Raw genomic sequence first — 11353 nt, 5'->3', positions numbered from 1 at the left:
GGGCTGGAGGGGATGTGGGGGTGTCGTCTGCCCGGCTGCTGTCGAGCCGGCCGCAGCGGTGCCGCCCTCGCCCCTTCGCCTTGCCGTAAGATGCGAGGGCCATGGCCCCGTCCGTCCTGTTGATGTTGGCGCTCGCCGCGCCCGCTGCCTCCGTCCCCCACAACTTCTCCACAGGTGAGCGTCCCAGCACCGCGCTCCTCCGCGATGCGGGCACGGCCTCCGTGCGCTCCGTGATTCGGAACGTCGGAGCCAGGCAGCTCGATGCAGCGGGCCTCGCCTCGGTGCAGGCGGCCGCGAACATCCAACGCACTGCCATGATGGGAACCGCGCAACTCAACGCAGCGGGCCTCGCCTCGGTGCAGGCCGCGGCGAAGAACCCTTCACCCACCGCGACCCCGCAGGCGCGTGACAACGGCGGCATCGTGCAGGCCGGAGGGATCGCGCCCCGTGCTTCCGAAGTGAGCTTCGCCAACGGCACGGCCACCACCGTCTCCCTGCGGATGCCCGCCGGCCTGGCCGCGCCCACTTCAAACACAGACACGCCGTCCACCACGACTCCCGCGACGGGCGCCGCGCCCTCGACGGTACAGACCCCGGGCACCGACACCCTCTCCGAGGCAGGCCGCATCGCCGTGGACGCCAGTGTCGCGGCCCTGCGCGCCGCCGCCGTCGCGATGCGCTCCCGGTCCGGCACCGCGCCCGGCCTCGCCACCGTGGGTGACCCGGACGCGCACTACGCCCGGGGCGTGGAAGCCCTCCGGGCCAAGGACAGCCACACCGCCATCGCGGAGCTGTCCGCGTGCGTCCAGGCCGCGCCGTCCCGCGCCGACTGCCGCTGGGAGCTGGGCTGGGCCTACTCCGTCGACGGCCGCTGGTCGGACTCGCTCGCGCAGTGGACGCAGGTGCGCACCCTCAAGCCGGATCAACCGGACCTGGAGTCCGCGCTCACGCAGGCGCGCAACCAGGCCGTGCTCCAGGCCCGGCTCGCGCAGCCCGTGGACGGCACGCCCCGCCCTCCCCCGCCCCCGGGCGCGAAGGTGCGGATCCGCGCCACCGGCGACCTGATGCTCGGCACCACCGTGCCGGAGGGCTACCTGCCCCCGGAAGGCGGCGGCAGCGTCATCGCCAGCGTGCGCCCGCTGCTGGAGGACGCGGACCTCACCTTCGTCAACCTGGAAGGCCCGCTGTGCGACACCGGCCGCACCACCAAGTGCCGCTCGCCCGCCAACTGCTACGCGTTCCGCTCTCCCACCTCGTTTGGCCAGTACATCAAGGACGCGGGCGTGGACGTGGTCTCCACCGCGAACAACCACTCCGGTGACTTCGGCGAGGAGTGCCGCCGCGCCACCGAGTCCACCCTCGACGCGCTCGGCATCGCCTGGAGCGGTCCGCCGGGCAGCGTGGCCACGCTGGAGCGCAACGGGCTGAAGATCGGCCTCGTGGCCTTCCACACGTCCGCCGGGTGCAACCACCTGAACAACCTCCCCAACGCCACGGCGCTGGTGAAGCAGGTCGCCGCCACGCACGACATCGTCGTCGTCTCCTTCCACGGCGGCGCCGAGGGCGGCAAGGCCCTGCACGTCCCCGAAGGCAAGGAGCTGTTCTTCGGCGAGGACCGCGGCGACCTGCGCGCCTTCACCCACGCGGTGGTGGACGCCGGCGCGCACCTGGTGCTCGGCCACGGGCCCCACGTCGCCCGCGCCATGGAGTTCTACCAGGGCCGGCTCATCGCCTACTCCATGGGGAACTTCGCCACCTACGGCCGCTTCAACCTCAAGGGTCCGCAGGGCCTGGGCATGGTGCTGGAGGTGGAGCTGGACAGCCGGGGCCGCTTCTCCACCGGCCGCATCCTCCCCACCAAGCAGGTGGGCGAAGGCATCGCGCAGCCGGACCCCGACGCCAACGTCGTCTCGCTCGTGCGCAAGCTCTCCAACGAGGACTTCCCGGACACGGGCGCCCGCATCGCCGACGACGGCCGCCTCTCCCCGCGCAAGGCCCCCATCACCGCCGCGGGCTCCGCGCCGTAAGCGGGACGTCCCTCCCCTTCCCGACAACGCCGCACCCCCACCCACGGCCTCCGCGGTGGGTGGGGAGCGCGTGACGCGTCCGGAACGTCCCGCCCCGCGCGTCGCTGTCGAGGAAGGCGGGGCTCGTTGAAGCCGCGCTGCTGCCTGGACTCCCTTCCGCTTCATTGCGCCCCCAAGGGTGCCGCGCCGTGCCGGGCGAGGCGCCGCGACGTGCGCTAAGAGAAATACCGCCGTGCCTTCATCCCACCGACTGCCCCGACTCGCCTCGCTGCGCCCCTTCGACCACCCCGGCTACTTCGCGGTGTGGCTGGGCGCGCTCGTGTCCAACATCGGCACCTGGATGGAGACGGTGGCGATGGGCGTGTACGTCACGCAGACGACGGGCCGCGCCGAGTGGACGGGAGGCATCGTCGCGCTGTCGTTCCTGCCCGCGGTGCTGCTGTCGCCGGTGGGCGGCGCGCTGGCGGATCGCTTCGACCGGCGCGCGTACGCGGCGCTGGGCGCGCTGCTGCAGATGGCGCTCGCGGGCGTGCTGACGGTGCTGGCGTTCCGGGGCCAGCTCACGGTGTCCATCATCGGCGTCATCTCGTTCCTCAACGGGTGCGCGAGCACGCTCACCTATCCGGCCTTCAGCGCGCTGCTCGCGGAGCTGGTGCCGCCGGAGGAGCTGCACCTGTCCACGAGCCTCAACTCCGCGCAGTTCAACCTGGGGCGCATCCTGGGGCCCACGCTGGCCGCGCTGGTGTTGCAGACGGGCGGGCCCGCGTGGGCGCTGCTCGCGAACACGCTGTCGTTCTTCGCGGTGGTGCTGGCGCTCTCCCGCGTGGTGCCGCCCGCGCGGGAGGTGGCGGCGAAGTTCGAACCGCTCTGGGCGGGCATCTGGCGCGGCATCAGGGTGGCGCGCGACGACGAGGACATCTCGCTGGTGCTGGCGGCCACCTTCTTCGTGGCGGCGCTGGTGGCGCCCTTCATCGGGCTGGTGCCGGTGTTCGCCATCCGGGAGCTGGGCCAGGGCGCGGCGGCGACGTCCTTACTGGTGACCTGCCAGGGCGCGGGCGCTGTGACGGCGGCGCTGGGAGTGGGCACGCTCGCGGAGCTGTTCGGCCAGCGCAAGCTGCGGGGCTACTCGGCGACGACCATCGCGGTGCTGTCGGGCATCTACTGGCTGGCGCCCACGCTGCAGGTGGCGGCGGTGTGCATCTTCTTCCTCGGCGCCAACTACCTGGTGCTGATGAGCAGCCTGAGCGCGTCCTGCCAGAACCGGATGCCGCGCGAGCTCCAGGCGCGCATGGGCAGCCTCTACAGCATGGTGTTGGGCGCGGGCTACGCGTTGGGCGTCTGGTTCCAGGGTGCGCTGGCGGACCGCGTGGGGCTGCGCTTCGTGACGCTCAGCACCAGCGCCATCTTCCTGGCCCTGGTGCTCACCACGCGCCTGCTGCGCCCGGCCCGCTTCGAGAACGAGCTCACGCTCCAGGCCGAAGTGCAGCCGTTTTCAGACAACGCGCACTGACCTGGTACGTCGTCTCCGGCTTCGGGCTGATAGGCTGGCAGGCCGGTCCAGCCATGTACTACCTGCACGACTTCCAATGTCCCAGCTGTAAGGGCTACTTCAACGAGATCACGCTCTCGCCCGTTCCTTCGGGAGACAAGTGGTGCAACCGCTGTGGGGTGGCCTGTCCTCATGACGAGACGTACTTGCTCCCCAACCACGTGCCGCAGCAGCCGCAGCAGCCCCTGCCACCGGTGAGCCGCTACGACCGGCAGCTCGTGGTGAAACTCACCAACACGTCGAACTACGGTCCGGTCGATGACGCCGGGACCGCGCTCCACAACAAGGCGACCCGCATGGGTCTGCCTTCGGAGATCATCGAACTGGATGGCCGCGCGACCACCATCTCCACGGAGCACAAGGGCAAGTTCGAGAGCCTGACGAACAGGAGCCGGCTGTACATCGTCGGTCACGGTCAAGGGAGCACCATCCAGGGAGTGCTCGCCTTCAACCTGGCCTTCGCGGTGCGCCACCAGTGGGGCGTCACGGCCGCCTTTCGCATCACGCTGGTGTCCTGCAAGGCGGGGGACGCGCAGGTGGACACCACGTTTGGAAACTTCGCCAAGGACTTCCACCATCACCTCCGGAAGACCTGTCGGATCATTACGGAGGTGGCGGCCTATACGCGCTCCGTGAGCGTGGCCACCGCGGCCTTCGCGAACTCCAAGGGGATACTGAAGCTGGAAGGCCGCAAGACGTTCTACAAGGATGAAGACAACCTCGACTGGATGAAGAACGACGGCGACAAGGTGAAGATCATCTGGTTCTGGGACGACCAGACCCAGAGTTCCAGGACCCGCTCCGAGGACCGCGCCGGTCGCAAGACGTGACGCGGAGCCTCCATCCCACCGTGCTCGAGGAGGCCCCCATGTCCGTCCGCGTCCCCACCCTGCTCCTCTCCGCCCTGCTGCTCTGCGCCCCCGCCGCCAACGCGCAGGAGCCCCGCCGCGCCGCTCCTGAAGCGCTGGGCCTGGGCATGGAGGGCTACCCCTACCCCGCCCCGGTGCAGTTCCTGCCCGTCACCCTCGAAGGCCAGGACGTGCGCATGGCGTACATGGACGTGAAGCCCACGGCCAACGCCAACGGGCGCACCGTCGTGCTGCTCCACGGGAAGAACTTCTTCGGCGCGTCCTGGAAGGACACGATCCGCGTCCTCACCGGCGCGGGCTTCCGCGTCGTCGTGCCGGATCAAATCGGCTTCGGCAAATCATCCAAGCCCGCAATCGCATACAGCTTCCACACGCTCGCGTCGCTGACGAAGAAGGTGCTCGACACGGTGGGCGTGAAGCAGGCCGTCATCGTGGGCCACTCCATGGGCGGCATGCTCGCCACGCGCTTCGCGCTGATGTACCCGGAGACCACATCCCAGCTCGTGCTGGAGAACCCCATCGGCCTGGAGGACTACCGCGAGAGCGTCCCGTGGAAGTCCACCGAGGACCTCTACCGCGAGAACCTCCAGGCCACGGAAGAAGGTCTGCGCAAGTACCAGCGCGGCTACTACGTGAAGTGGAAGCCCGAGTACGACGAATACGTCCAGGTCCTCTACCGCCAGACGCTCAGCGGCGAATACCCGCGCCTGGCCTGGGTCTCCGCCGCCACGCAGACGATGATCTACGAACAGCCCGTGGTGCACGAATTCCCCCTCGTGAAGGCACCTACGTTGGTTGTCATTGGGCAGGAGGACCGCACCGTCGTGGGCAAGGGCAGCGTGCCGCCCGCGCTCCTGCCGAAGCTGGGCCAATACCCCGCGCTGGGGAAGAAGACCGCCGCCGCCATCCCGGGCGCGACGCTGGTGGAGCTCCCCAACGTGGGCCACATCCCCCACTTCGAGGCGCCGGAGAAGTGGCACGCCGCCCTGCTGGACTTCCTGCGCAAGGGTGCGAAGTAGTCCGCGCATGCACGCCATCCGCGTGGTGCGCCACGCGTCGGAGCGGGGCGGCTGGGAGATGGTCCTCGCCTCGCCTCCCGCGCACCTGGCCGCCCACATCCGTGACTACTGCGGCTACCGCGAGGCCACACCCACGCCCCTGCGCCGCCAGGAGCTGCCCGGCGTCCAGGTGGTGGTCATCCTGGAGTTCGGCCCGCTCCTGAAGCACCTGGACGACGCGGGGCGGGTGACGCGGCACCGCTCCGGCTTCATCGCGGGGCTGGACGAGCGCTGGAGCACCACCGAACACACCGGCGTGTCGCACGGGCTCCAGGTGAACCTCACGCCCCTCGGCGCCCGGCGCGTCCTGGGCCTGCCCCTGCACGAGCTGTCGCACCGCGTGGTGGGGCTGGAGGACCTGTGGGGCCTGGAGGCGCGGCGACTGGTGGAGCAGCTCGCGGAGACGCCGCGCTGGGAGGCCCGCTTCGCCCACGTGGACGCGTTCCTCACCCGGCGCATGGAGCGCGGCCCGGCCGTGGACTCAGGGGTGCGGTGGGCCGTGGAGCGCATCCACCAGGCGGGCGGGAACCTGGACATCGCCACGCTGGCGCGCGAGCTGGGCCACAGCCACAAGCACCTCATCCACCAGTTCCACGAACACGTCGGCCTGCCACCCCGGAGGCTCGCGCGCCTGCTGCGCTTCGACCGCGCGGTGCAGCGCTTGAAGGCGGGCGGGCCCGTGCGCTGGGCGGACTTCGCGGTGGAGCTGGGCTACTTCGACCAGGCCCACCTGAACCGGGACTTCCGCCAGTTCACCGGCGGGCCGCCGTCCGCCCTGCTGCGCCGCTCGCTGCCGGACGCGGGCGGTTTCGAATCCGGCTCGCAGGTGAAATCCGTACAAGAAGGGCCCGGGGCGGAAGGGCAGGATGCGCGGTGAAAGGAAAGACACCCATGACCGCGAACACGACCCTGCCCAGCCTGTATCCGTTCATCCGCTACGAGGACCCGGAGGCCGCCCTGCGCTTCCTCAAGGACGCCTTCGGCTTCGAGGAGCGGGCGGTGTACCGCTCGCCCGACGGCGCCCTCGCCCATGTGGAGCTCACGCTGGGGCAGGGGCTCATCATGTTCGGCGGCGTGGACAGCGCGAACCGGCTGCGGATGGCTTCGTCGAAGCAGGTGCCCGCGAAGAACCAGGGCGTCTACGCCGTCGTCGCGGACCCGGATGCGCACCACGCGCGCGCGAAGGCCGCGGGCGCGGAGCTCCTCTACGGCCTGCGGGACACCGAATACGGGTCGCGCGAGTACACGGCGCTGGACCCCGAGGGGAACGTCTGGAGCTTCGGCACGTACCAGCCGCTCGCCGCGCCGCCGACCCAGGGATGAGCGGGCGGGCCGCGTCGCCCAATCGACGGCGGCAGGGGCTTGTGACACGCTTTCAAGTCGGGCCGGGACCACCGGCCCCGCACCACCCAGGGGGACGTGATGAAGCTGCTGTTGGGGCCCATCCTGTACGCGAAGACGAAGCCCGAGCCCGATGAGGCGCTTCACGACACCTGGAGCTTCTTCGTCAACGTGTTCCTCGACAGCGCGTCGGCGACCACGCCCCCGGGCCTGAAGCTGTGCTTCCAGGACCGCGACGGGAAGGTCGTCTTCGCGTCCGAGGAGGCCCGCCCCGTGGCGGACTTCACCTGGCTGCCCGAGGACACCGCGGGCGTGGTGTGGCGTTGGGAGGTCCACCTGCCGCGCGGGGACGAAGCGCAACGGCTGTCCTACCACTTCGAGTCACCCGCGAACCCGGGCACGCCGTGCTCCTTCGAGGAGCCCCCGCCGTCCCCGGGGAAGCTGCCGTATCCCTTTCCGAAGCAGCCCCTGCGGGTCGCCAACGTCGTGGTGCCCCAGCGCGGCGGCGTGCCGAACATCGCCTTCTTCTCGTGCAACGGCACCAGCCAGGGCAACTGGGGCAACATCGATGATCCGCTGGCGCTCTGGTCCAAGATGCTGCGCCAGCACGAGAGCGACCCGACGGATCCCGCCAAGACGCCGGGCTTCCAGCTGCTGCTCGGGGGTGGAGATCAGCTCTACGCGGACTCGCTCTGTCACACCGTGGAGCCGTTGAAGAAGTTCATGAGGCTCCCCCGGTCCGCGCGGAGGGAGGCGCCGCTGCCGGACGGAGTGCGCGATGTGCTGGTCGCCGCGTATGTGAGGCTTTACCGGGAGCGGTGGGGCGGCGAGCAGGGCATTGGCGCGATGCTCCGGTGCGTGCCCGGCCTCTTCATGTGGGACGATCACGACATCATCGACGGCTGGGGTTCGCTCGAGAAACTCCAGTGGGCGCCCTGGTACCGGGCGCTCTACGACGCGGCGGCGCGCACGTTCGAGGCCTTCCAGCGGGGCGTGCTCGACCAGCCCCGGAGCGTGCGCGAGCCGGACGACCAGGAATCGTTCAGCCTGCCACCGGGCGCCCCGGAGCGGGATGCCCGGGCGACGCGGCACTACTTCCAGGCGGCCTGCTTCTCCACGCCCGAGTGTGACCTGGACCTGGTCCTGCTGGACCTGCGCAGCGGCCGCACGCTGCGGGTCACGGATCCGGAGGCGTCGCCCCCGGAGGTCGAGTACCCGGTGATGAGCCGCCCCCAGTGGGCCGCGTTCGACGCGTGGCGCGAGCAGTACCGGGGGCGTGCGGAGAACGGGAAGAAGACGCGTCACGTGCTGGTGGTGTGTTCGGTGCCGCTCGTGCATTTGCGCTTCGGGGCGGCGGTGGAGAACGGCAGTCGGATCACCGCACTGCGGGACGACATGCTGGACCAGTGGGAGTCCGGGGTGCACAGCGGCGAGCGCGAGCGGGTGATCATGAACCTGTTCTCGTTGGCGAAGCAGGCGTACTGCGCGGTGACGGTGTTGTCGGGAGACGTGCACGTGGGGGCGCATGCGACGCTGCGCTCGCACAATCCGGATCACCTCATCCCGGCGCTGCAATCCGCGGGGCAGGTGTGCATCGAGCAGGCGACGTCCTCGCCCATCGTCCATCCACCTCCGAGCCCGATGGAGTTCGCGGGGATGCTCTGGATGTCGCAGGACTCGCGCGAGTATCTGTCGAAGGGGCTTGAGACGGAGCTGGGGTTGCTCGGAGAGACGCGCTACCTGCGCGACCGGAATTGGTTGTCCATCCGCGTGGACCGTCCCCGGAAGAAGGAGGACGTGAATCCAGACGTGAAGGCGCGTCCCCGGCTCTGGGCGCGGTGGGTGACGGAGCAGAGCAAGCTCTCCACGGAGCTGGTCGTGTACCCGCCGCCCTTCCTCAAGGAAGGCTGACGATCAGGAGCGCACGGGCAGCTCGCGGAACGAGATGCCCGTCCAGCCGCCCTGCTCCACGGCGTCCTTGAAGCGGTCGGTGCCGATGATGACGGTGGCGAAGTTGCCCACACGGAACAGGTCCGTGTCCGTGGGGAGCGAGGCCTCGTCGAGGATGTCTGGCGGCGTCTTCTGACGAAACCGCAGCTCCGTGCGGGCTCCGAGGAGTCCCCATTTGTGCGCGGCATCAAAATCGCCGCTGTAGCGAGAAGTGGCGACTGTGTCATCGCGCAGCCAGAAGTAACGAGGCATGGGCTCTCAGTCCGCCAGGGCTCGCACGCTCAAAGCGGACGCGTCTCGATGCCGTCGTCGTTCACCTTGAGGACGACGTAAACCGTGAAGTGCGGGTTGAGATAGAAGTAGCGAAGCTCATCACCGGAGAGCGCGCGGATATGCCAGCGCTCGGCGTTCTCTCCGAACCCCATCTCCTGGGGCAGGGGCATGCACCGCACGGCGGTGAGCGCATCCGCCCGGCTCTGGAACACCGGGAGGCCCCCTTCGGGCCCCTCCATCCAGAGCTCGCCCGTCAGCTCACCGCCGGCCGTCGCTGCTTCTAGGAGGTGGTACGGCTCTCCCGTCGGCGCGGTGTCCTTCGGCATCCGCGCCAGCCGCTCAGCGACCTTCTGGACGAACTCGTCCTTGCCCATCTCCGCCATCTCCACCCTCCCATCGAATAAAACACAGACACTTCAGGGCAGCGGCCCCTCCACCAATCGCAACACATCCGCCAACACCCCGGCCGCCGTCACCGCCGCGCCCGCTCCATACCCTCGAATCACCAGCGGCGTGGGGCTGTAACGCTCCGACAGGAAGCTGAGCGCGTTCTCTCCGCCCTTCACCGCCGCCAGCGGATGCTCCAGCGGCACCGGCACCAATCCCACGCGCACGCCCTCCGCCCCCACGCTGCCCACGTAGCGCAGCACCTTGCCTTCCTTCCGGTGCGCGTCCACGCGCCGCTGGAAGATCGCATCCGCCTGCGGCAGCCTCGCCAGGAACTCCGGCAGCGGCCCCTTCGCGTCGAACTCCTCCGGCAGCAGCGACGCCAGCGTCACCTCCTCCAGCTCCAGCGTGCGCCCCAGCTCGCGCGCGAGGATGAGCACCTTGCGCGCCACGTCCGTGCCCTCCAGGTCGTCGCGCGGATCCGGCTCCGTGAAGCCCTTCTCCATCGCCGTGCCCACCGCCTTCGACAGCGGCACCCCGGCCTCCGTGAGCCCCAGGATGAACGACAACGAACCGGACAGGATGCCCTCCACCCGGTGCACCGTGTCCCCCGTGCGCAGCATGTTCTTCAACGTGTCGATGACCGGCAGCCCCGCCCCCACGTTCGTCTCGTAGAGGAACTTCCGCTGGTGCCGCGACGCCGTCTCCCGCAACGCGCGCCAGTGCTCCTGCCGCCCCGAGTTCGCCTTCTTGTTCGCCGTCACCACATGCAGCCCGGACGCCATCAGCGAGGGATACCCCAGCGCCACGTCCTGGCTGCTCGTGCAGTCCACGAAGATGGGCCGCCCCGGCCGCCGCGCCTTCGCCCAGGCGCGGAACGTGTCCAGCGTGAAGCCAGACTCGCTCGCCTCCAGCCGCGCCTTCCAGCCCTCCAGCGCCACGCCCTCCGGCGCCACCAGGCTGTGCCGGCTGTTGGCAATGGCACACACCCTCAAATCCAACCCATGCGCCCGCAGTTTCGGCGCCTGCTGGTGGATCTGCCGCAACAGCTCCCCTCCCACCGTGCCCACGCCCGCCACCAGCAGCTCCACGATCTCCGTGGTGCCAAAGCACTTGCGGTGCACGTGCGCCATCGCGCGCGGCCCGTCCACCTGGGAGATCACCGCGGAGATGCTCCGCTCGCTGGAGCCCTGCGCGATGGCCGCGATGCTGCAATCCACATCCGCCAACGCGCTGAAGAACGTGCCCGCGACACCCACCCGGTGCCGCATCCCATCCCCCACGATGCTCAACACCGCCAGCCCCGGCTGCTGCTCGATGGGGTCCACCTTCCCCGTCTCACGCTCCACCTCGAACGCGTCCTCCAAGGCCAGCACCGCGCGGGCGCCCTCCTCCTTCCCCACGCAGAAGCTGATGGAGGACTCGCTGGACCCTTGGGTGATCAACACCACGGAGATGGACGCGCGCGCCATCGCCTCGAACACGCGCGCCGCCGTGCCCGGCACGCCCTTCAACCCCGCGCCCGCGATGTTGATGAGCGTGATGTCCGGCAGGAACGACAGGCCCCGCACCGGGTGCCGCGCCGCCTGCGCCGTGGCCGTCACCCGCGTGCCCGGGTGGTCCGGCCGGAAGCTGTTGCACACGCGCACAGGGATGCCCCGCTCGCGCGCCGGAGCAATCGTCTTCGGGTGCAGCACCTTCGCGCCGAAGTACGCCAGCTCCATCGCCTCCTCGAAGCTCACCTCCTCCAGCGCGAACGCCTCCGGCACCAGCCGCGGATCCGCGCTGAAGATGCCGTCCACGTCCGTCCAGATCTCCAGGAGCCGCGCGTCCAACGCCGCCGCCGCCAGCGCCGCCGAGTAGTCCGACCCCCCCCGCCCCAGCGACATCGTCTTGCCG

10 protein-coding genes are annotated in these 11353 nt (G+C 70.0%); 7 read left to right on the top strand and 3 right to left on the bottom strand.

All coding sequences use genetic code 11. From position 1 onward, the window contains the following. Positions 1–101: 101 nt before the first annotated feature. From D7V97_RS31935 to D7V97_RS31905, 7 genes are all read left to right on the top strand, one after another. Positions 102–2027: a CapA family protein gene (locus tag D7V97_RS31935; protein ID WP_120614406.1), complete on the top strand. Its 1926-nt coding sequence runs from the start codon at positions 102–104 to the stop codon at positions 2025–2027. Positions 2028–2259: 232 nt separating this feature from the next. Next, a complete protein-coding gene (locus D7V97_RS31930; protein ID WP_120614405.1) occupies positions 2260–3537 on the top strand; it encodes an MFS transporter in 1278 nt (425 codons plus the stop codon). 53 nt (positions 3538–3590) lie between these two features. After that, positions 3591–4406 carry a C80 family cysteine peptidase gene (locus D7V97_RS31925; RefSeq protein ID WP_120614404.1) on the top strand — a complete coding sequence of 272 codons (816 nt, stop codon included), beginning with the start codon at positions 3591–3593 and terminating at the stop codon, positions 4404–4406. Positions 4407–4444: 38 nt separating this feature from the next. Next, a complete protein-coding gene (locus tag D7V97_RS31920; RefSeq protein ID WP_120614407.1) occupies positions 4445–5464 on the top strand; it encodes an alpha/beta fold hydrolase in 1020 nt (339 codons plus the stop codon). Positions 5465–5471: 7 nt separating this feature from the next. Next, complete coding sequence (locus D7V97_RS31915) at positions 5472–6380, top strand: helix-turn-helix domain-containing protein (RefSeq protein WP_120614403.1); 909 nt, start codon at positions 5472–5474, stop codon at positions 6378–6380. Positions 6381–6394: 14 nt separating this feature from the next. Then, positions 6395–6826, top strand: a complete 432-nt coding sequence (locus D7V97_RS31910; RefSeq protein ID WP_120614402.1) for a VOC family protein — start codon at positions 6395–6397, stop codon at positions 6824–6826. Between the two features lie 99 nt (positions 6827–6925). Continuing rightward, positions 6926–8755, top strand: coding sequence for a hypothetical protein (locus D7V97_RS31905; protein ID WP_120614401.1), 1830 nt, complete (start codon positions 6926–6928; stop codon positions 8753–8755). Between the two features lie 3 nt (positions 8756–8758). Here the strand turns inward: D7V97_RS31905 and D7V97_RS31900 are convergent, their stop codons facing one another. The 3 genes from D7V97_RS31900 to thrA form a co-directional block, all read right to left on the bottom strand. Continuing rightward, on the bottom strand, positions 8759–9046 hold the full coding sequence (locus tag D7V97_RS31900; RefSeq protein ID WP_120614400.1) for a double-CXXCG motif protein: 288 nt from the start codon (positions 9044–9046) through the stop codon (positions 8759–8761). A gap of 29 nt (positions 9047–9075) precedes the next feature. Then, positions 9076–9450: a hypothetical protein gene (locus D7V97_RS31895; RefSeq protein ID WP_120614399.1), complete on the bottom strand. Its 375-nt coding sequence runs from the start codon at positions 9448–9450 to the stop codon at positions 9076–9078. A gap of 33 nt (positions 9451–9483) precedes the next feature. Then, positions 9484–11353, bottom strand: a 1870-nt coding sequence (gene thrA, locus D7V97_RS31890; RefSeq protein WP_120614398.1) for a bifunctional aspartate kinase/homoserine dehydrogenase I, incomplete at its 5' end; no start/stop codon positions are given.

Source organism: Corallococcus sp. CA053C, assembly GCF_003611675.1.
In the GTDB taxonomy this organism is placed as follows: Bacteria; Myxococcota; Myxococcia; order Myxococcales; family Myxococcaceae; genus Corallococcus.
This window is presented reverse-complemented; position numbering and strand designations above follow the sequence as displayed.

Bases quoted from the DNA above. Each gene is read 5' to 3' on its own strand.
- D7V97_RS31935 (WP_120614406.1), top strand. From the start codon at position 102: ATGGCCCCGTCCGTCCTGTTGATGTTGGCGCTCGCCGCGCCCGCTGCC.
- D7V97_RS31925 (WP_120614404.1), top strand. From the start codon at position 3,591: ATGTACTACCTGCACGACTTCCAATGTCCCAGCTGTAAGGGCTACTTC.
- D7V97_RS31920 (WP_120614407.1), top strand. From the start codon at position 4,445: ATGTCCGTCCGCGTCCCCACCCTGCTCCTCTCCGCCCTGCTGCTCTGC.
- D7V97_RS31915 (WP_120614403.1), top strand. From the start codon at position 5,472: ATGCACGCCATCCGCGTGGTGCGCCACGCGTCGGAGCGGGGCGGCTGG.
- D7V97_RS31910 (WP_120614402.1), top strand. From the start codon at position 6,395: ATGACCGCGAACACGACCCTGCCCAGCCTGTATCCGTTCATCCGCTAC.
- D7V97_RS31905 (WP_120614401.1), top strand. From the start codon at position 6,926: ATGAAGCTGCTGTTGGGGCCCATCCTGTACGCGAAGACGAAGCCCGAG.
- D7V97_RS31900 (WP_120614400.1), bottom strand. From the start codon at position 9,046: ATGCCTCGTTACTTCTGGCTGCGCGATGACACAGTCGCCACTTCTCGC.
- D7V97_RS31895 (WP_120614399.1), bottom strand. From the start codon at position 9,450: ATGGCGGAGATGGGCAAGGACGAGTTCGTCCAGAAGGTCGCTGAGCGG.